19 protein-coding genes are annotated in these 20653 nt (G+C 67.4%); 13 read left to right on the top strand and 6 right to left on the bottom strand.

From position 1 onward, the window contains the following. The first annotated feature begins 51 nt into the window (after positions 1-51). Positions 52-1029: a nitronate monooxygenase family protein gene (locus G9373_RS20805; RefSeq protein WP_133987203.1), complete on the top strand. Its 978-nt coding sequence runs from the start codon at positions 52-54 to the stop codon at positions 1027-1029. Positions 1030-1141: 112 nt separating this feature from the next. Here the strand turns inward: G9373_RS20805 and G9373_RS20800 are convergent, their stop codons facing one another. Both G9373_RS20800 and G9373_RS20795 read right to left on the bottom strand, forming a co-directional pair. Next, complete coding sequence (locus G9373_RS20800) at positions 1142-1690, bottom strand: nuclear transport factor 2 family protein (protein ID WP_167116609.1); 549 nt, start codon at positions 1688-1690, stop codon at positions 1142-1144. Positions 1691-1695: 5 nt separating this feature from the next. After that, positions 1696-2553 (bottom strand): MaoC family dehydratase, encoded by an 858-nt coding sequence (locus tag G9373_RS20795; RefSeq protein ID WP_133987199.1) that lies wholly within the window; start codon positions 2551-2553, stop codon positions 1696-1698. Positions 2554-2666: 113 nt separating this feature from the next. Here G9373_RS20795 and G9373_RS20790 point away from each other — a divergent pair, with 113 nt between their 5' ends. From G9373_RS20790 to G9373_RS20755, 8 genes are all read left to right on the top strand, one after another. Then, positions 2667-3059, top strand: coding sequence for an OB-fold domain-containing protein (locus tag G9373_RS20790; RefSeq protein ID WP_167116606.1), 393 nt, complete (start codon positions 2667-2669; stop codon positions 3057-3059). Further along, on the top strand, positions 3056-4264 hold the full coding sequence (locus tag G9373_RS20785; RefSeq protein ID WP_206032424.1) for a thiolase family protein: 1209 nt from the start codon (positions 3056-3058) through the stop codon (positions 4262-4264). Before G9373_RS20790 ends, G9373_RS20785 begins: the two co-directional genes overlap by 4 nt. Before the next feature lie 25 nt (positions 4265-4289). Then, complete coding sequence (locus G9373_RS20780) at positions 4290-5435, top strand: CaiB/BaiF CoA-transferase family protein (protein ID WP_133987193.1); 1146 nt, start codon at positions 4290-4292, stop codon at positions 5433-5435. Then, positions 5432-6577: an acyl-CoA dehydrogenase family protein gene (locus G9373_RS20775; protein WP_167116600.1), complete on the top strand. Its 1146-nt coding sequence runs from the start codon at positions 5432-5434 to the stop codon at positions 6575-6577. Before G9373_RS20780 ends, G9373_RS20775 begins: the two co-directional genes overlap by 4 nt. Before the next feature lie 15 nt (positions 6578-6592). Then, positions 6593-7546, top strand: coding sequence for an acyl-CoA dehydrogenase family protein (locus tag G9373_RS20770; RefSeq protein ID WP_167116597.1), 954 nt, complete (start codon positions 6593-6595; stop codon positions 7544-7546). A 65-nt stretch (positions 7547-7611) separates the two neighbouring features. Next, the gene (locus G9373_RS20765; RefSeq protein WP_167116594.1) at positions 7612-8829 is read left to right on the top strand and encodes an acetyl-CoA C-acetyltransferase; all 1218 of its coding nucleotides are present in this window, start codon (positions 7612-7614) and stop codon (positions 8827-8829) included. 22 nt (positions 8830-8851) lie between these two features. Continuing rightward, on the top strand, positions 8852-9640 hold the full coding sequence (locus G9373_RS20760; RefSeq protein WP_167116590.1) for an enoyl-CoA hydratase/isomerase family protein: 789 nt from the start codon (positions 8852-8854) through the stop codon (positions 9638-9640). Positions 9641-9777: 137 nt separating this feature from the next. Further along, positions 9778-10047: a hypothetical protein gene (locus tag G9373_RS20755; protein ID WP_167116586.1), complete on the top strand. Its 270-nt coding sequence runs from the start codon at positions 9778-9780 to the stop codon at positions 10045-10047. A 942-nt stretch (positions 10048-10989) separates the two neighbouring features. Here G9373_RS20755 and G9373_RS20750 read toward each other — a convergent pair. Further along, on the bottom strand, positions 10990-11409 hold the full coding sequence (locus G9373_RS20750; RefSeq protein ID WP_167116583.1) for a nuclear transport factor 2 family protein: 420 nt from the start codon (positions 11407-11409) through the stop codon (positions 10990-10992). A 43-nt stretch (positions 11410-11452) separates the two neighbouring features. Then, entirely contained in the window at positions 11453-12640 is a 1188-nt protein-coding gene (locus G9373_RS20745; RefSeq protein ID WP_167116580.1) for a cytochrome P450, read from the bottom strand. A gap of 367 nt (positions 12641-13007) precedes the next feature. On the opposite strand from G9373_RS20745, the gene G9373_RS20740 reads away from it, so the two are divergent. Further along, a complete protein-coding gene (locus tag G9373_RS20740) occupies positions 13008-14441 on the top strand; it encodes an FAD-dependent oxidoreductase (protein ID WP_167116577.1) in 1434 nt (477 codons plus the stop codon). 200 nt (positions 14442-14641) lie between these two features. Continuing rightward, entirely contained in the window at positions 14642-16384 is a 1743-nt protein-coding gene (locus G9373_RS47710; RefSeq protein ID WP_167116574.1) for a PEP-utilizing enzyme, read from the top strand. A gap of 82 nt (positions 16385-16466) precedes the next feature. Here G9373_RS47710 and G9373_RS20730 read toward each other — a convergent pair whose 3' ends face one another. Next, entirely contained in the window at positions 16467-17114 is a 648-nt protein-coding gene (locus G9373_RS20730; RefSeq protein ID WP_167116571.1) for a histidine phosphatase family protein, read from the bottom strand. A gap of 280 nt (positions 17115-17394) precedes the next feature. On the opposite strand from G9373_RS20730, the gene G9373_RS20725 reads away from it, so the two are divergent. Both G9373_RS20725 and G9373_RS20720 read left to right on the top strand, forming a co-directional pair. After that, positions 17395-18375 carry a zinc-binding dehydrogenase gene (locus G9373_RS20725; RefSeq protein ID WP_167116568.1) on the top strand — a complete coding sequence of 327 codons (981 nt, stop codon included), beginning with the start codon at positions 17395-17397 and terminating at the stop codon, positions 18373-18375. After that, the gene (locus tag G9373_RS20720; RefSeq protein ID WP_167116565.1) at positions 18372-19382 is read left to right on the top strand and encodes an LLM class flavin-dependent oxidoreductase; all 1011 of its coding nucleotides are present in this window, start codon (positions 18372-18374) and stop codon (positions 19380-19382) included. The genes G9373_RS20725 and G9373_RS20720 overlap by 4 nt, the downstream gene beginning before the upstream one ends. Positions 19383-19521: 139 nt before the next feature. Here G9373_RS20720 and G9373_RS20715 read toward each other — a convergent pair whose 3' ends face one another. Then, a complete protein-coding gene (locus G9373_RS20715; protein ID WP_133987166.1) occupies positions 19522-20475 on the bottom strand; it encodes a PDR/VanB family oxidoreductase in 954 nt (317 codons plus the stop codon). Positions 20476-20653 lie beyond the last annotated feature (178 nt).

Raw genomic sequence — 20653 nt, 5'->3', positions numbered from 1 at the left:
TGCCGGACCGCGCCAACGGCCCGAAATCGTTCTGTTGTAGGGAGTTTTGCTGTGATCAAGACACGCTTCACCGACATCTTCGGAGTCGACCACCCGATCGTCTGCGGCGGCATGACGGCCGTGGGCAAGGCCGAACTCATCGCGGCCGTGGCCGAGGCCGGAGCGCTCGGCTTCCTCACCGCCCTGACGCAGCCGACCCCCGAGGCGCTGGCCGCGGAGATCGGCCGGGTGCGCGACCTCACCGACAAGCCGTTCGGCGTCAACCTCACCATCCTGCCGACGGTGGATCCGGTGCCCTACGACGAGTACCGCGACGCGATCATCGAGGGCGGGGTCTCGATCGTCGAGACCGCAGGCGCCAACCCGGAACCGCACATGCCCGCCTTCAAGGCGGCCGGGGTGAAGGTCGTCCACAAGGCAGTGGCCATTCGGCATGCCCTCAAGGCCGAGCGGGTCGGGGTCGACGCCATCAGCATCGACGGCTTCGAATGCGCCGGACATCCCGGCGACGACGACGTGCCCGGTCTGGTCCTCATCAACGCGGCGGCGCGCTCGTTGTCGATCCCGATCGTCGCCTCCGGGGGTTTCGCCAACGGCGCAGGCCTCGTCGCCGCGCTCGCGTTGGGCGCCGACGCGATCAACATGGGCACCCGATTCGTGGCCACCACCGAGGCGCCGGTGCACGAGAACGTCAAACAGCAGATCGTGGCGAACGACGAGCGGTCGACGATTCTCGTGTTCCGGGAGTTCCGCAACACCGCACGGGTCGCCCGCAACGCGGTCTCCGAAGAGATCGCGGCCATCTCGGCGCGTCCCGGTGCGACGTTCGCCGACGTGGCCCACCTGGCGTCGGGTGAGCGCGGCCGACGCGAGGTGCTGGCCGAGGGAAACATGGACGGCGGCATGTGGTGGGCAGGCCAGGCGCAGGGTCTCATCGACGAGGTGCGCAGCTGTCGCGAGGTGGTCGGCTCCATCGTCGCCGAGGCGGAGGCGCTCATCGGGGAGCGGATGCCCAAGCTGCTCGCCTGATCGCGGAGCACGACCGAGGACGACCGCCGCCGGGATCTTCCGGCGGCGGTCGTCCTGATCTGATCAACCGGTGCGTCTGATGACACGGTGCGTGTGATCACCGTGCGTCTGATCACCCGGCGCGGGTGGCCGGGCCCAGGTGCGGCAACTCGCCCGACTCCAACCGACGCCGGATTCGATGGCGCTCACCGGCGTAGATGTGCTCGCCTTCGATCAGTCCGTCCGACGAGATCGGCCACAGGACGGTGGTGCGGTGGGTGACCAGGTGGTAGTCGTCCGGGCGGATGGTCTCACCGGCTTCGGTCGCGGTGGCGCCGCCCAGACCCCGGCCGAGGATGGCGTACTGGAAGTCACCCTCGGTGACGACGCACGATTCGTCGACCACCACCCGGTGGATCACGTAGTCGAGCCGGTTGCGGTCGGCTGCCTCAAGTGCGGTGTACCACTGCACCACCTCGTCGCGGCCGGACGGGCCGACGCTGTCGGAGGCTCCCCACACCCGGTATTCGGGATGCGGGACGAGAGTCGCCATGAGGGCGGGCATGTTCCCGGCCACCTCTTCCACGACATGCCGCGCGACCACCTCGAGGTTGCGCAGGCGGACCGGGTCGGACTCGGCGGAGATCCGGTCGAGCAGGGGCTGCCAGCCAGGTGTCTTCATGCCGATCAACCCACACTCGCCAGGCCGCCGGTGAGGACCTCTTTGTCGTCGCGGCCGCGCATCCGGAAGCCGACCGTCGTGTCGTCGCGATGCCACAGGTCGACGGTCAGGGTATCGCCGGGCCAGACGGGGCCGGCGAATCGTGCCGACATCGACCGCAGGGTCGCGTCCTTGCCCGCCACCGCGAGCGCGGCACGCCCGGCGAAGCCGAAGGTGCACAGCCCGTGCAGGATCGGGTGGTCCAGTCCGGCCCGTGCGGCGAACGCCGGGTCGGAGTGCAGCGGGTTGCGGTCGCCGGACAGGCGGTAGATCAGCGCCTGATCCGGGTGGGTCTCGTAGGTCAGCGTGGTGATCCTGCTGTCGTCGGTGGGTGCCTCGGTCGACTTTCCGGCCGACTCTGCCGGTCCGCGCGCGCCGCCCCAGCCGCCGACCCCACGGATGAATAGGCCGGCCGAACTGCGCCACAGCACGCGGCCGTCGGCATCGGTGCCGGTGGTCTGCGCGACGATCAGCGCGGCCTTGTCCTTGTCCCACATTTCGGTGATCTCGGTGACCGCCTGCGCCTCGCCCTCGACGGGGATGTCGCCGAGGATCTCGACTCGCTGATCGGCGTGGAGCAGCTTTGCCCAGTCGAATCGGCCGGCCTGCTTGAGGACGCTGAAGTCGACGCCGAGCGTGACCGGCATCGTCGGGACCATACGCTGCTCGACGCCCTTGGTGTTGTCGGTCGTGAACTGTAGATCGGCGGTGCCCGCGCCCACACCCAGTGCATAGAGCATGCAGTCGCGCGAGGTCCAGCGGACCGTCTTGGGGGCGGATCTGGCGCCGATCGCTGCGGGGTCGAAGGGCTGTGAGTCGGACATGACGTCTCCTCGGGGCGGTTGTCATCCAGATGGTCGTGTAGTAAATACTCTAGTACTCTATTATTTAGTTGGCTAGGTCCTGCCGGGCCCGGCCCGACCCCGGAAGGCGTGAGATGACGCAGACCATTCCAGCGGTGGATTACCTGGTGCTGGGCGATGAGCCACACCTGGTCGCGCAGGCCTGTGCACAGTGCGGCGCCCTCTACTTTGACCGGCGCAACGCCTGCGCCAAGTGCTTTGCCACGGAGTTCGGCACCCGCCCGCTGGCCACCGAAGGCGTGCTGCGCGCCTACACGATCGTCGAGCGCGGTGCGAAGAACGGCCCGTTCACCTCGGCCGTCGTGGAACTCGAGGGTGGCGGGATCGTCAAGGCGAACCTGCTGGGTGTCACCGATCCCGAAGTGATCCAACCCGAGATGAAGGTCCGATTGGCGACCTTCGAGGCCTCCGTCGACGACGACGGCACCGTCGTCGTCGCCTTCGGATTCGAACCGATCGGAGCATGACCATGAGTGACAACGTGTGGATCATCGGCGCATCGATGACGAAGTTCGGCCGCTTCGCCGACCAGGATCTGCTGGATCTGGCGTCGACGGCCTCCCTCGACGCCCTCGCCGACTCGGGGCAGGGCATGGCCGACATGGGGATGCTCACGATGGGCAACGTCTACGAGGCCAACTCGCACAACGGTCAGCGGTTGCAGAAGCAGATCGGCCAGACCGGTATCCCCGTCTACAACGTGGTCAACGCCTGTGCCACCGGCGCGACCGCGGTGCGTGTGGCGATGATGGGCATCAAGGCCGGTGAATGCGACATGGCCCTCGCCGTGGGCGTCGAGAAGATGGGCAAGATGGGCATGCTCGGCGGAGCTGCCCGCAAGGCCGGCGACAAGAAGATCTTCACGCCCAAGGGTCGTTACGGCGCCGTGGTGAAAACCGAGGGTCTGCTCGGTACCGGCCTGATGCCGGGTGTCTTCGCCCAGGCGGGCACCGAATACGCACTCGCGCACGGTGTCACCACCGAGCAGTTCGCCAAGGTCGCGGTGAAGAACCATCTCCACTCGACACTCAACCCGCTCGCCCAGTACCGCAAGGAGTTCTCCCTCGACGAGGTACTCGGCGCCGAGGTGATCGGCTACCCCAACACGCTGCCGATGTGCTGCCCGACCGGCGACGGCGCCGCCGCGGTGGTGCTGGTCTCGGATGCGAAGCTCAAGACCCTCGACCCCGACGTGCGACGTCGGGCGATCAAGATCAGCGCCTCGGTGATGACCTCGGACCCGTGGGCGGACGGTGGCCAGGTCCAGCCCGATGTCAACACCCTGACCCGACTGGCCGCCGACCAGGCCTACGAGGCCGCCGGAATCGGCCCCGAGGATCTCGACCTGGTGGAACTGCACGACTGTTTCGCCACCGCCGAACTCATCCACTACGACAACCTGCGGCTCTGCGAGCCCGGCGGTGCCGGCGACTTCATCGACTCCGGCGCGCCGCTGCGCGACGGCCGGATTCCGGTGAACGTGTCGGGCGGCCTGCTGTCCAAGGGCCATCCCATCGGCGCCACCGGCATCGCCAACCTGTACGAGGTCGCCACGCACCTGCGGGGCGAGGCGGGTGACCGGCAGATCGAGGGCGCCAAGGTGGGTCTGACCCACGTCATCGGCCTCGCATCGGCCTGCGCGGTGCACGTCCTGGAAGCGCCCGCGGCATGACCGCCGGCATCGACGGGAGTCGCTGATGTCCGGCCCACTCGACGGACTGCGGGTACTGGAGATCGCCAGCGCCGCACCGGCTCCCTTCGCCTGCATGATGCTCGCGGACTTCGGCGCCGACGTGGTCACGGTGGACCGGCCGGCCAAACCCGGCCGTACGCCGCGTCGTCCCAAGGACCCGCTCGTCCGCTCGCGCCGGTCGGTGGTCGCCGATCTCAAGACCCCCGAGGGGGTGGCCACGGTACGACGCCTCGCGACCCGGGCCGACATCCTCGTCGAGGGATTCCGCCCGGGCGTCATGGAACGTCTGGGTCTGGGTCCCGAGGTCCTGGCCGAGCTCAACCCGGCCCTGATCTTCGCCCGGATGACCGGCTACGGGCAGGACGGTCCGCTGGCGCCGCGCGCAGGCCACGACATCAACTACATCGCCGTCGCCGGGGCACTCGAGCCGATCGGTCGGGCCGGGCAACGGCCGCTGCCGCCGCTGAACCTGGTGGGCGACTTCGGCGGTGGCGGGATGCTGTTGGCGGTGGGCATCCTCGCCGCACTGCACGAGCGCTCGCAGTCGGGTCGGGGGCAGGTGGTCGACGCCGCCATGGTCGACGGCGCGGCACTGCTGACCGCCTTCGTCCACGGCGTGCGGGCAGAGGGCCATTGGTCCGACGAACGCGGCACCAACCTGCTCGACGGCGGCGCACCGTTCTACGACACCTATCGCACCGCCGACGGCGGGCACATGGCGGTGGGAGCGCTGGAACGCCGCTTCTATGAGCAGTTGCTGGTCGGTCTCGGGCTCGACGACGACCCGTCCCTGCCGGGGCAGCTGGACCGGGACGGCTGGGCGCATCTGCGCACCAGGTTCGCGGAGGCCTTCGCCTCCCGTACCCGGGACGAGTGGTCGGCGGTGTTCGCCGATCTCGACGCCTGTGTGTCGCCGGTGCTGGCGCCGCACGAGGCGCCGGATGGTGAACATGCCACTGCCCGTGCAGGTTTCGTCGACGTCGCAGGGGTACGCCAGCCTGCACCCGCGCCGCGGTTCTCCCGGACGCCTGCGACCGAGCCGACTCCGCCCCGGCTACCCGGCGAGGACACCGAGCAGGTACTGACCGATTGGGACTGCATGCCCGCTCTGGCCGGCATCCGCACAGACAACGAGGTGGCTGCGTCGTGACGACCGTAGAGACGCTGATGGTCCCGGAGACCGTCGCCGAGGCACGCACGGGATTCCGGACGTGGCTGGCCGAGAACCGGGCACCGCTGGAACAGTTCCGGGAGACCGGCGGCGAACTGACCGAAATCTTCGACCGGCTCCGCCGACTGCAGCGGATGCTGTACGACGCCGGCTGGATCCGGTTGGGCTGGCCGGAATCCGCCGGCGGGCTCGGCGGCCGGCGGATCCTGCGCAGCATCATCAGCGAGGAACTCGCCCACGCCGGCTATCCGCCACCGTTCTCCTTCGCGACCCAGGAGGTGCTTGGGCCGGCGGTCGCCGAGTTCGCCCCGGCCGAGCTGGCCGCGGTGGCGCTGCCGCGACTGCTCCAGGGCGAGGAGACGTGGTGCCAGGGCTTCTCCGAGCCGGGAGCGGGCAGCGACCTCGCTTCGCTGCGGCTCCAGGCGGTCCGCGTCGACGGCGGCTGGCAGGTCTGTGGCGAAAAGGTCTGGACCAGCTGGGCGCAGCTCGCCGACCGGTGCCTGCTCCTGGCCCGCACCGGGCCGTCGGACTCCGGCCACCGGGGCATCTCGGCGTTCCTGCTCGACATGAACACCCCCGGCATCACGGTCAGCCGCTTGCGCAGCATGAACGGCGACGACGAGTTCTGCTCACTGTTCTTCGACAACGTCGTCATTCCCGAGGGCCGACTCCTCGGCGAGGTCGACGGCGGCTGGGCGGTGGCCACGCATGTGCTTGCCGGTGAGCGGGGCGCCGCGGCGTGGCAGCGGCAGATCTGGCTGCGGTCGCGGCTCGACGAGCTCGCCGCCGATCCGGCCGCCGACGTCGGGGACGACGCGATCGGCGAGTCCCTGGAACTGCTGACCGCGCTGCGGCTGCTGTCGCGGCGCACTGTGGCCAGATTGTCCGCAGACGAGCCGGTGGGTTCGACCACCTCGCTGGACAAGCTGGCCATGTCGACGGCCGAGAAGTTCCTGTTCGACGTGGCCCTGGCCGGCAAGTCCGCCGACACCGTGTTCGGACACCCCGACGAGAACTGGCGCAACGACTACCTCTACAGCCGCGCCTCGTCGATCTACGGCGGCGCCGCCGAGATTCAGCGCAACATCATCGCCGAACGCCTGCTGGGCCTGCCCCGCTGAGGTTGGAGACATTTCATGGACGACGACGACATCACCCAGATCACCGAAGCGTTGCGTCAGACGGTCGAGGCCGACCCGGCGGCGGCGCGGAAGGCGATCACTGAGTTCGGCTGGCTGGAACTCCTCGACGATCAGGAGCAGATCGCGGTGAGCACGCTGCTGCCGATCTGGGGTCGGTCGCTGGCGCAGGGCAGTCTGCTCGATCCGATTCTGGTGCGCGCCGGTGGTGTCGCCGACCCGACGGGATTGCGAGTGGTGCTCCCGGCGCTCGGCAGCACTCGCGCCCCGGGTCGACTCGTCGGAGATCGCGTCGAGATCGACGGGGTGCTCGCCACCGGGTATGGCCCGATCCTGGTCCTGATGGCGACCGACGGCGGACTCACCCTCGCGCTGTGTGACGACCCTGGTGTCGTCGCGGGTGATCCGTTGGACCCGTCGGCCGGGTGGGCGCGGCTCACCGGATCACCGGCGGTTCTCGAGAAGCGCACGCCGACCGGCATCGATCCCGATGTCGCGTGGTCGGCGATGCTGGCGGCAGGTCGTCGGGCGCTGGCCTACGAACTGATCGGCGTGAGCGAGAAGATGCTGGAGATGACCGTCGAGCATGTCGCGTCCCGGCACCAGTTCGGCCGGGCCCTCGGGTCTTTCCAGGCGGTCAAGCACCAGCTGGCCGACGTGAAGCTCTGGACCACGGTGGCCCGACTCGCGGCCGATGCCGCCTGGGAGGACGGTGGCGAGGTGTCGGCGGCACTGGCCAAGGCGGCGGCCGTACGTGCCTCGGCAGCGGCCCGTCGGAGCTGTCAGCAGCTTCTCGGCGGCATGGGCTTCACCTGGGAACACGACTTCCACCGCTATCTACGCCGGGCTCTGACCCTCGAGCCGATGCTCGGCGGTGGCCCCGGCCTGCACCGCGAACTCGGTGCCGCACTGCGCTCCGGCGCGGTGAGTCACGACCTGATCGCGCTGTGAGCGCACCGACATCAACCATCCGGACGACGACAATCGTTGCACCGTAGAAATTTTGAGGAGACGCCATGACCGAAGCGTGGATCATAGACGGCGTGCGCACCCCGCGCGGCAAAGGCAAACCGTCCGGCGCGCTGCACGGCGTGCACCCGCAGGAACTGCTCGGCGGTCTGCTGAGCGCGCTCGCCGAACGCGGCCTGGCCCCCGAGGACGTCGCCGACGTCATCATGGGCAACGGCGAGCACGCCGGCGATCACGCCAATGACGTCGCCCGATCCGCGGTGCTCACGGCGGGTTGGCCGGTCAGTGTGCCGGGACTGACCCTCAACCGCTTCTGCGGCGGTGGGCAGCAGGCGGTCATGGCCGCGGCCACCGGCGTCCTCGCCGGCTGGCAGGACGTCGTGGTGGCCGGCGGCGTCGAATCCATGTCCCGGCACAGCTACGGTCAGCCCCTCGACGCGGGGAACCCGGTACTGCGTGAGCGGTATCCGATGGTGCCGCAGGGGATCTCGGCGGATCTCATCGCCACCCTGGAAGGGTTCGGCCGATCGGACGTGGATGCCTTCGCGGCCCGCAGCCAGGAGCTTGCGGCAACGGCGATCAAGGAGGATCGCTTCGCGCGCAGTCTGATTCCGGTGACCGGGGCCGACGGCACCGTCCTGCTCGACCGCGACGAGCACGCGCGCCCGGGCACCACCGCGGAGTCGCTGGCCACGCTGCCGCCGTCGTTCGAACGCTCGGGAGCCAAGCCCCGCGACGATCAGGGCCGCTCCTATGACGACATGGCCCGCGCGGTCTACCCGGCCGCCGGCGAGATCCAGCACGTCCATCATGCAGGCAACTCGTCGGGCGTCGTCGACGGCGCCGCAGCCGTGGTCGTGGCCTCTGACCGGTACGCCAGGGCGCACGGACTGACCCCCCGGGCCCGCATCGTCACCGGCGCGGTGCTCGGTGCCGAGCCGGTCATCATGCTCACCGCACCCGGACCGGCGTCGGAGCAGTGCCTGCGTCAGGCCGGGATGAGCGTCGCCGACATCGACCTCTGGGAGATCAACGAGGCCTTCGCTGCTGTCCCGCTGAAGGTCATGAAGGACTTGGCGATCGACCCCGACCGGGTCAACGTCAACGGAGGAGCCATCGCGCTCGGGCACCCGATCGGTGCCACCGGCGCGATGCTCCTCCAGACCGTCATCGACGAACTGGAACGCCGCGACCTGTCGACCGGGTTGGTGACGATGTGCACCGGCGGCGGGATGGCCACGGCGACAATCGTGGAACGAATCTGACCGGTACCGATCGAGGAGAGTCATGAATCATCAGACAGTCACGGTCGAGTTGCACGATCACGTCGCCGAACTACGGCTCGACCGTCCCGAGGTCCTCAACGCGTTCGACGACGCCCTGGTCAACGAACTGCCGGGGGTGCTGATCGACCTCGCCCGTGACACCGATGTCCGGGCAGTCGCGTGGACCTCCAGCGGCCGGCACTTCTCGGCGGGCGGCGACATGGAGACGATCGTGGCAGGACACGACGATCTCACCGTGCTGCTCCGCGGCGTCGACGACGGTCGTCGGCTGTTCCGAGCCTTCGCCGACTTCCCCAAACCTCTGGTGACGGCGGTGCAGGGAAGCAGTTTCGGGGTCGCGACGAGCCTTGTGTTCACCTCGGATGCGGTGGTCGTGACGCCCACGACGAAACTCGCGGATCCGCACGTCCACATGGGTCTGGTGGCCGGTGACGGCGGCGCGGTCACCTGGCCGCTGAGCGCCGGTCTGGCGCGCGCCAAACGCAAGCTGCTCTGGGGTGAGCCGCTCACCGGTCGCGAGGCCTTCGAGCTTGGGCTGGCCACCGATCTGGTCGAGTCGGACGACGGGCTCCGCGATCGCGCGCTGGAGTTGGCCGCGCACGTGGCGGGCCTGCCCCCGATCGCGACCCAGCTGACCAAGCGGGCACTCAACCGGGTGCTGTCGCAGGCCACCGACCAGGTGCTCGACACCGGCTTCTATCTCGAAGCGCTTTCCAACCGCAGCAACGACGCGGTCGAGGCCGTGACTGCCTTCAAGGAGAAGCGTCAGGGGAATTGGTCGGGGAGCTGACCCCGCCGGGCCGGCGCCGGGGATCGGCTGAGCGCACCGGATCGCCGACACGGTGATCGGGCGCTTGTGATCCGGGGGGTTGACCTTCGCCGGGCACTTCCTCTGGCCGTCCGCTCACGATCGAGCGGAGCATCGCCATGTGTACCGTGGTGTCGGCGACGCCGTCGGCGAAGGCCGCCAGTCTGGTGCCGGTGGGGCCGGCCTCGATCCCCTCACGGAGAGCCCGGTACATCGCGACGGTCGGCCCAACCAGCCGGCTGCTGGCGCCCGGCCAGAGCGCGCGAAAGACTGTAGGACGCATCCAGTTCCGTGAGTGCAGCGTCGGTGGTGGTCTTCGCGCGGCCCGACGGCGCCGGCGGAGCATCGAGGACGCGGGCCCCGACCCGTCGTTGATCGGAATCTATTGAAGTGAGTCGTACGCCGGGCGAGCCGCCTCTCCGCTGAGGACATCGATGACATTCGATCGACGAGGGCGTGCCGCGACCAAATAGACCGTCCGGCTACCTCCGGCGATCATGCCCGGTCTGCTCGATGCCGCGGTGAATCGAGATCGTGGATGCGAAGCAAGAACTTCGCACCAAGGCGGAAACCTCCGGCTGGGCGAAAAATCGGTCACCCCAGTGTGAGTCGTCGAAGTAGGCCTCAAGCATCAGTAGGCGTTTGGAATCGAACACCTCGCCAGTAAGTGTCTGGCCGGGTTCGTCGATCGGGGCGGTCCCATTCTCGCTCTGCACACGATTCACGACCAGTCGCCGTGCCGCATAGGCGTCTTTCATCAACGAGGACAACGAGTCGGTGAGGTTGTCGGCCTCTGCGAGCGCCGCTGGTCTCTCCAAACCCGAAGGGCAGTCACGATCACCAGGTACTTGCTCGAAACCAACTGTCCGCTGGTGAGATCGAAGGCGATCGAGTCTTGCACATCGAAGGAGCGCAGGTCACGCAGGAACTTCGTGTGATCTTCGGAGAGCATCTCGAGCAGCGCCGACGGAAACTCCTCTCCGGGCGGATTGAACTGCAACGATGCTGCGCGCCACACATCCGAGGTCTGTTCGAAACGGCCGTAGATGTCCCATTGAGCGTCGAAAAGTGTGGTGTGGAGTGCACAAGAGTCTTGCTGGCGGCCAATGCTTCCAAGGCCCAGCGCCTGTGTACTTCGACGTAGTGGCGTTCGCACTGCGCGAGTGATCTTGCCCGGCTGGGCTGAAAAGTTTCGATCTGCTCGAGCATGTTCACGCTTGTGGTGCTCATTGTCGGTTTCTGATCTCTTCAGTTAAGTCGTCGACTGCACCAGCTCGATCAGCCGTGGTGTGCGATTTCGACTGATCGAGCTGGTAAACGGAGGCTGTGGTTTACGGGGTCAGGTAATCGACCATCGCCTTGGTGTCCTTGTAGTAGACGTCGATCTCGACGATCTGATCGTTCTCGAAGCGGTACACCTCGACCATCGGGATGGTGAGCGTTCCGTCGGCGCCGTCACGCTTGAAGGTGGCGGTCTGGCGGGTGATCACGTTCTGCTCGTCGACGTCGAAGATGTCGATGTCGCTGACGGTCAGGTTGGCCAGGGACTGGATCTTGGTCATGAGGGCGCGCAGGCCCTCCTTGCCCTTCCATTCGCCGCCGTAGGGCAGTTCGGCCGCCTCGCGGACCACGATGTTCTCGTGGAACGGGTCGGCCTGACCCTCCACGCTGGCGTCGGTGAGGTCGCCGTTGATGCCTTCGTCAGCGAGTCCGAGTGTGCCGCGGACAATTTGGGCTGCACGTGATGCCATGACTTCAGTTCTCCTGTTTGGTTGAAGCGGTGTTCGGGGTGGGTCAGGGGTTGTCGACGCGATCGAAGGCGAGGGCGAGCCGGGTGGGGGCGTACACGGCGCCGGCCTGATAGATCGGTCCGGCGTCCGGTCCGGACGGGCGCACGTTGGTGATGCGGCCGAGTAGTTCGTCGAAGGCGATGTCGATCTGCATCCGGGCGAAGGTGGCGCCCAGGCAGCGATGCGTCCCGTGACCGAACGCCAGGTGGTTCTTGTCTTTCCGGTCGAAGTCGAGGATGTCGGCGCCCGGGAAGTGCTCGGCGTCCCGATTGGCCGAGGAGTACATCAGCATCAGGATGTCGCCCTTGGTGAGTTGCTGGTCGCCGAGGACGACGTCGCGCGTCACGATGCGTCGCAGGGCCAGGACCGGTGACTGCTGCCGCAGCAGTTCGTCGAGGTCGTTCTTCACCCAGTTCTTCTGCCGCAGGCGGTGTTCCAGATCGGGTTCGTGCGCGAGGGTGGCCGCGATGTTGGAGATCGCGCCGCGGGTGGTGTCGAGTCCGCCGATGAACAAGACGGTGACCACACCGATTTGTTCTTCCATGGTGAGCGGGCGACCGTCGACGGTGGCGCTCGCGATGGCGGAGATGATGCTGCCGTCGTCGGCCGTCTCGGCCCGTTCGGCGAGATACTCCGCGGCGAGGACCGCGAGTCCCTGATAGGACTCCGGACTGTTCTCCCGGACGATACGCTCGACGGCCTTCACGGCACGCTGCAGACGCGACGGGTCGTCCTCGTCGAAGACGATCTTCGCGGCGGCCGACGAGGTGAACGGGATGGCGAAGTCGTCGATGAAGTCAACCTGCCCCTTGTCGAGGAACTTCTCGATGGCGGTGCGGGCGAGATCGCGGAGGACCGGCTCGTACTTCATCAGGTGAGGCCGGGTGAAGAACGGGTTGAGGAACTTCCGGAAGTCTTCGTGCAGAGGGGGATCCACATCCAGGGGTGGCAGACGCACCGGGCTCGGCAGCGGTGTGGACTCGGTCGAGGAGTAGACCTCCGGATTCGAGAGGACCTCCTTGAGCAGCGGGAAGGTGGTGACCAGGTACATCCCTCCGTGTGCGCGGGTGTGGGCCACCGGGCAGGTGCTGCGGGCGTGCTCCATCACCTCGTCCATCCGAGCGAAGCAGGTGTCGTCGAAGAGGTCGAAGTCTGCGAGTTGGTGATCGAGGGAGGTTTCGGTTGTGGACATGGTGCTGCCCTCCTTGGGACTGCGAGTGCCTGGTATAGGTCTACGGATCAACTAGTGAGTTGTAGAGCACACTAGGGTGATTGCGATCACATGTCCAGGACTTCGACGACTTTCCGCGGACGTTGACGGCACGGCGATCGTGGAATTTCCTGGGATCATGCCTGGTAGGATCGATTCTTGCAAAAGGTCGTGACATGGATAATCGCATGATCTATTGTCTACGAATGGTCGATGTGATTCCGGCCACAGCCTCCGCCGCGGTTCCTTGCGGCGGCACCGGGCGCTGGCCCGGTGGACTGCCAGGCGAGTCCTCGGCGGGCAGTCGGCGTCCGTCGCGCGGCTTTGTCCGTCGTCTCAGAGGAGAGAAATGTCCCACTGCGATACCCAGTCGCTGGATTGCGACCTGTTGATCGTCGGCCTCGGCATGACCGGTGCCTGCGCGGCGCTGGAGGCCCGTGCTCGAGGGGCTGATGTGCTGATCCTGGAGCGCGCCACCTCGGGTGGTGGCACCAGCGCGATGACCGAGGGGGTGATCTACCTCGGTGGTGGCACCCGTCTGCAGCGTGACCTCGGCGTCGACGACGACCCGGACGCGATGTACCGCTTCATGGACGCGATCTGCAACGTGTCGAACAAGGCTGTGTTGCGCCGCTACTGCGACGGCAGCCCAGAGCACTTCGATTGGCTGGAGGCGCAGGGTGTTCCGTTCACCCGGGAGCTGTACAAGGACAAGCATATCTGCCCGCCCCAGGGCCCGGGTCTCTACAGCAGTGGTAACGAAAAGGTCTGGCCGTACCGCGAATTCGCGACGCCGGCTTATCGCGGGCACCTGGTGAACGGTCCGTCGGGCAATGCCGGGTCGAAGATGATGGAAGTGCTGCTGAAGCGCTGCGAAGACGAGGGTGTGCGCGTGATCGGCGACGCACGAGTCCTCGATCTCACGACCGACGCTGCGGGCCGGGTCGACGGAGCCACGTTCCGCCGCTACGGCGAAGACCACACAGCCAGTGCTCGTAAGGGTGTTCTGCTGGCCACCGGCGGATTCCAGATGAACGAGAAGATGGTCGCCCGCGACTACCCGTTCCTGCTCGAGAACGGTGTGCCGATCGGCGAGGACTCCAGTGACGGGTCCGGGATCGAGATGGCCCAGGCGATCGGTGCCGACGTCGAGTCGCCGGGCGCGATCCACGCGACGGCGAGCATCTACCCGCCCGGAGATCTGGTGCGCGGCATCATCGTCAACAAGTTCGGCCAGCGGTTCGTCGCCGAGGACAGCTATCACGGCCGGACCGCCGCCTTCGTCTTCGATCAGCCGGATCGCAAGGCGTATCTCATCGTCGACTCCGAGACCTTCGACTACCCGCAGTTCTCCGAGCAGTTCGGCTATGCGCTCGTGGACGGTTGGGAGACGGTGCCGGAAATGGAAGCGGGACTGGGTGTTCCGGATGGGGCGCTGCAGCGCACGCTCGACAATTACAACGAGTTCGCGGCGGTCGGCCGCGACCCTCGGTTCGGCAAGCATCCGGATTGGCTGGTCCCGCTGAAGAACGGCCCGTATGCAGCCATCAATCTCTCGGCCGACGTCGTGACGTACCACTACCACTCGCTCGGCGGGCTCCGGGTGGACGAGCAGGCCCGGGTCGTCGGCGCGAACGGCGCGCCGGTGCCGGGACTCTATGCGGCCGGAAGTTGTGCCGCGAGTGTGATCCAGACGGCCAAGGGCTATGGCAGCGGCATGATGCTCGGCGGCGGTTCGTTTTTCGGCCGGGTGGCTGCCCGGCATTGCCTCGCCGCGGTGTGATCGCAAACGACATGAAAGCACAAGAGCGCCGGCCGGTAGCTGCGGGCGAGGGCCGGCGCTCGAAGTGTTCCAAGACTCAATAGTAGATTGACAACTAATCTAGTGTTAGACAAACTGGTGTGGCGTAGATAACACCGCATCGGTGGGCGCGACCGGGCGGTCGTGGTGAGTCGCCACCTGACTAGAGAGACGGAAAACCAATGGTTGACATCAACAAGCCCTGGGTGGTCGACAGTCGCCTGAGCGAGCGCTTCACGGTCTACACCCGCGGCAATGCGGGCGAGGTGGCCGGTATGGTCGCCTCGCCGCTGCAGCAGACCGTGATCAGCGGGTGGCGCTCGGAGACCGCCTGGCGCCAGGCGCTCATCGACTTCGGCGCCTTCGACGACTGCGAGTTCAGTCCGGACTCGCTCGACATCATCGGTGTGGCGCACGGCTACATCTACATCAACCTGTCCATCCAGCGAGTGTTCGGCGTCCGGATGCCCGGTGCAAGTGCGGAACTCATGGACCGCACCTATCTGGGGTCCAGCACCGGCGCACCGGAGTATGTGGAGCAACCGGGTGACAGTGCTCCGCAGTATGCCGAGCGGATCGGTGCGAGCATCGGCCGGGTCATGGGCACCACCTCGCGTCCCGACCTCGAGGCGGATGCGCAGCGCGCGCTGGAGTTGCGTCGAGCCCGGCCCGATTACTCCGCGATGTCCGACCATGAACTGGTCGCGTACTCGAACCGGGTCAACGACGAGTACACCGCCGACTTCCTGCGCAAGCACATGCTGATGATGTACGAGTCGTCGATCGTCACCGGATTCCTCGACGAGACACTGGGCCGGTTCGATGATTCGACACTCGGTGTCCGGTTGATGGGCGGCTGGGGTGGGGTGGCCTCCGCGGCGCCGGCCATCGAGCTGTGGCGGATCGGCAGGCTGGCCGCGGCCTCGGAGCTCGTCACCAAGGAGTTCGAGGTCGGCGTCGACGGTGTCCTCGACCGGCTGCGCAGCCGCGGTGAGGTCGAGGCGAGGTCCTTCGTCGAGCAGTTCGACGGGTTCATCTTCGAGTACGGCTCGCGCTCGTCGCAGGAGTGGGACATCTTCCCGCCGGATTGGGAGTCGCATCCGGAGATGGTGGCGACCCTCGTCAACCAGTTCCGCAAGCTGCCGCAAGACAGCTCGCCGGAAGCCACCGGCAAGAAGGTGTCGCAGGGCCGCGAAGCACTGCTCGAGGAGCTGAGGGTTCGGCTCGCCGACGACGCCGAAGGATGGGGCCAGCTGCAGGCCGCGGTCGCGGCGCTGTCGGTGTGGATGCCCGCCCGCGAGCTGAGCAAGACCAACTTCATCAAGGCGCTGCACGAGACCCGCCTCCCGCTGCGGGAGCTGGGCAAGCGCTTCGCCGACCGAGGTGTCCTCGAGTCCTTCGACGACCTGGCGCTGCTGCGGCTCGACGAGGTGAGCGCACTGATCGACGATCCGTCGGTGGTGTCGGTGATCGCTGAGCGCAAGGAGTGGATCGCCGAGCTCGAACGCCGGGAGCCGCCCTTCGTCGTGGTCGCCGGTGACGTGCCGAGTCCGACGACGTGGGAGCAGCGGACCGGGCCGTCGGCGCTACCGGTGGCCGGTCCGGGCGAGACCCTCTCGGGTCTGGGAGCCTGCCCGGGCTCGGCGACCGGCGTGGCCCGCGTGATCATGGACCCCTCGGAGGCCGAGGAGCTCGAATCCGGCGAGATCCTCGTGGCTCCCGAGACCGACCCGGGGTGGACGCCGCTGTTCACCACCTGCGCGGGCGTCGTGGTCAACGTCGGCTCGCCGCTGAGTCACGCGGCCATCGTCAGTCGTGAACTGGGCATCCCGGCGGTTCTCGCGGTGGAGCAGGCCACCAAGCGGATCAAGTCGGGCACGTTGTTGACCGTCGACGGCACGACCGGGACGGTGACGGTGCACTGAGGTCTCACCTCGAAGCCGGCCAGGCGTGGCCTCCACGAGAGGAACGCCTGGCCGGCTTCGTGTTTGTGTTCGGTACCCACGGTCAGTGGCTGACGAGGTCGCCGGCCGGGAGGTGGCCGGTCTCGTTGAGTGACTGCACCACCCAACGGCCCCCGTGATGCCGCACCCGGGTGATCGAGGCGTGGGCGGCGAAGAAGAACATGCTCGGTTCGACGCCGAGCAGCGACGCGATGAAGGCGCTGATCGCGCCACCGTGACTGACTGCGACGACGGTCTGATCCGGGTGATCGGCGGCGATCGTGGTGAGTGCCTCGGTGAGGCGGGTGCGGACAGCGGCGCTGTCCTCGGTGACGTCTCCGTGCATCTCGACTTCACGAAGATCGGCGCGGGTGGCGACGGTCAAGGGCGCCTGGGCCTCCCGGACGATCGCCTGGGCCGTGGCGGCGGCGCGCGTCAGATGGCTGGCATAGACGGCCGAAACCGACTGGGCGGCGGGGCGTCTGGCCGCCAGGTGGGCCTGACGCTCGCCGAGGGCCGACAGTGGGGGCCCGGCCGCTCCACCGGCGGCGAGGTCCGCGTCGAGGAAGGACTGCTGCGCGTGGCGAACCAGGATCACCTCGGTCCAGGGCTTGTCGATCAGCAACTCCTCGCGCAGCTGTGAACGTGCCGCATGGAGGATGTTGGTGTCGTATTCGAGGGTGCGCTGTGGCGTGGGTGCGGGCGGCTGCATGACTGACTCCCAAGTTGTTGATCACTAGACCATCGACGATTCCAGCGTACTGGCCGACAGGCTAAAGCTCTATTGACAAATACTAGATAACACGACAATCTAGGGGTGTTCCAGGTTACCGACCTTCCTGGGTGGCAGCGCTCCGGGAGGCCCCCGCCGTTCGTGGCGGTCGAGGATCGGAGTCGGCATTCCCATCACCACTGACAGCGCCGTCGCGACGGCCGGACTGTCCGAGAATCATCAGCAGGTCGCACTGGTCTCCCGGCCGGGCGTCGTCGACGTGATCGAGGTCGACGAGCCGAAGCCCGCAGCCGGTGAGGTCACGGTCTCCATCGATCTCTGCGGTGTCTGCGTGACCGAGGTCCGCGCGTACTCCACCGGGGCCGGCCACGGGCCGACGCTGTGTGGCCACGAGTGGACGGGCCGGCTCGTCGAGGTCGGCGAGTCGGTCGACCGTCTCGCGCTCGGGCAGCGGGTCGTCGTCGGGGTGCCCGATCCGTGTGGCGACTGCGACTCCTGCCGTGCCGGACGCCCGGAGTTCTGCGCCCTCGTCATGTCGGTGGCGCGGGGTCGAGACGTCGCGCCCGAGCAGCCGCATGGTGGCTTTGCCCGACTGCTGACGGTGCCCGCGTATCGCGTCGTCCCGGTCCCCGACAAGGTCTCGGAAGTCGCGGCGGCCCTCGTCGAGCCCGCAGCTGTCGCCTGGCACGCGATTCGTCGCGGCGTGGTCGCCACCGGCGAGCGCGTGCTCGTCCTCGGGGCCGGTCCCATCGGACTCCTCGTGGTGCAGTGTGCGCGTGCGGTCGGTGCGGCCGAGGTGACCGTCGTCGAACTCTCGGAGTCTCGCCGACTCGCCGCGGAGGCCTCCGGTGCACATCGGGTGGCGGCCACCGTCACCGAGGTCTCCGACGACCACGACGTCGTCGTCGAATGCACCGGCGCCCCCGACATGGTCGAGCAGGCCCTCGCCGCCCTGCGCCAGGGCGGACGCGTGGTGCTGGTCGGAGACGCCGGGCAGGCGACGATCTCGCCGCGGATGTGGCTGGCCAAGGAAGCGACGCTGATCGCGGCTGCCGGTTATACGCGCGCGGAGATTGTGCAGACCCTGCAACTGATCGCCGACCGAGGTATCGAACCCGAGAAGTTGCACACCCGCACCGTCGGCATCGGTTCCCTGGCGGACGGCCTGGCCGGCCTGACGGCGGCCGACACCGACGACATCAAGATCGTGCTCGATCCGAGGATCAAGGAGAACTCATGAAGATCGGACTGCGCTACGACATGCGCGCACCGGACCTCGGCCCGGGGTCGCCGAGCCCCGGCGACCTGTACAAGGCGGCCGTCGAACAGTGCATCTGGGCCGACCGAAAAGGTTTCGACACCGTCTATCTGGCCGAACACCACGGTGCCGAGGACAACTACTGTCCGTCGCCGCTGATTCTGGCGGCCGCCATCGCCGGCGCCACCGAACAGATCGAACTGCACTTCTCGGCGCTGTGCATCACGATGCACGACCCGCTGCGGCTGGCCGAAGACCTCGCGGTCCTCGACCTCATCGCCGGTCCTGGCCGTGTGCTGATCACCGCCGGCATCGGCTATCGACCCCAGGAGTTCGACATGTTCGGCGTCGACTTCCCGAACCGGGGCAAGGTCTTCGAGGAGAAGCTCGAAGTGATCCGAACCGCCTGGCGCGAAGCGGAATTCGATCACCGCGGCTCCCGGGTCAGCGTGACGCCCCGTCCCGGCACCCCCGGTGGGCCGACGATCTACATCGGCGGAAACGCGAAACCGTCGGCGCGCCGAGCTGCCCGGATGGGTCTGGGATACCGGCCGGCGACCGAGGAGCTGTACCGCTTCTACGCCGAGGAATGCGTCAAGCAGGGACACCCGGAAGCGGAACCCTTCCCGCGGCACGGCCCGGCGTTCGTCTACGTGGCAGAGGATCCCGAAGCCGCGTTGGCGGAGGTCGCTCCCCATGTGATGCATGCCAGCAACATGTACGCGTCCTGGGCGGGGGAGCGTTCCAATGCCACCGTCAACGGGTACTGGCGTGAGAAGAGCGACCTCGACTCGATCCGCGACGACCCGTCGATGTGGATCCTCAGTCCCGACGACGCGGTCCGACGACTCTCGGAGCTCGACGACGACTACGAGTTGCGGCTGCATCCGCTGCTCGGCGGTCTGCCGCCCGAATTGTCCTGGCGGAGTCTGGAATTACTCGCCGACAAGGTCCTCCCGCAGGTCCGCGCCGTCGCACCGGTGAGCTAGGAAGCCGTCGCATAGTCGCTGTCGCACCGCCCCGGTGAGGTCACACCTCGCCGGGGCGGTGCTCTCTTCGCGGTGGCACAGCACGACGCCGGTGAGCGACGGAGCATCACTCACCGGCGTCGGCGATGGTTGTGAACGGTCAGAGATCGAGCACGAGGCGCGCACCCTTGCAACGGCTCGTGCAGATCATCATGACGTCGTTCGCCGCCTGCTCGTCCTCGGTCAGGTAGTCGTCACGGTGATCGGGGGTGCCGTCGAGCACCGGGGTCTCACATTCGCCGCAATAACCTTCCTCGCAGGAGAACGGCTGCTCGGGCAACACTTTTCGAACCTCGCCGAGGATCGTGGCGCCATCCGGGATCGTGAGCGTGATCCCGGACTGGGCGAGCTCCACCTCGAAGGACTCACCGCTGTGGTCGATTGGCCCGCTCGCCGCGAAACGCTCGAAGTGCAGCGCGCCGAGGTGGTCGTGCTCGGCGAACTCCTCGGCGACCGCGTCGATCATCGCGCCGGGCCCGCACGTGTAGATCTCGGCGCCCGCGGGTGCCTCGGCGAGGATGCGGCGAAGGTCCGGATGTCCGCGCTCGGCCTCGACCCACAGGTCGACGGCGTCGCCGTGTGCGGCGATCGTCTCCCGGTAGGCCATCGAGGACTCTGTGCGTCCACCGTAGATCAGCCGCCAGCCGGCGCCGCGGCGTCGGGCCTCGGAGACCATCGGGATCATCGGCGTGATGCCGATCCCGCCGCCGATGAACACGTAGTTGTCGGCGTCGACGAGTTCGAAATTGTTCTTGGGCGGGCGTACCTCGAAAATCGCTTCGGCGGTGGAGATCTCGTGGATCTCGCGGGACCCGCCGCGGCCTTCCGGCTCGTTGAGCACGGCGATTGTGTAGCTGCGCAGATCTGCCGGATCGCCACAGAGAGAGTACTGGCGCAGCAGACCGGAGGGAAGCCGGAGCTCGACATGGGCTCCCGGCTGCCAGGCCGGCAGCTCGCGGCCGGTCGCGTCCTCGAGGGTGATCTCGATGATCCGGTCGGCTATAACGCGAGCTGCGGTGACCCGCATCTTGAGAAGTGCGACTGTGGTGAACATGGGCGGTCCTATCGGTACTCGTGCCCGGTGGGCGCCGACTCTGGACGAGCCGGAAGAATTGGTCCTGTACTAAATAGTCGCATCAACGACTATCTTGAGTCAATGGAGTTGCGAGACCGCGGTCACCGGCCGGATTCGATCGACGTTTATCTAGGAATCAATACTCTAGTACTCTACT

The organism is Rhodococcus sp. A14, assembly GCF_011603105.1.
Classification (GTDB): domain Bacteria; phylum Actinomycetota; class Actinomycetes; order Mycobacteriales; family Mycobacteriaceae; genus Rhodococcus_F; species Rhodococcus_F opacus.
The sequence above is the reverse complement of the archived record's forward strand: the minus strand, read 5'-3'. Positions and strand labels throughout refer to the sequence as shown.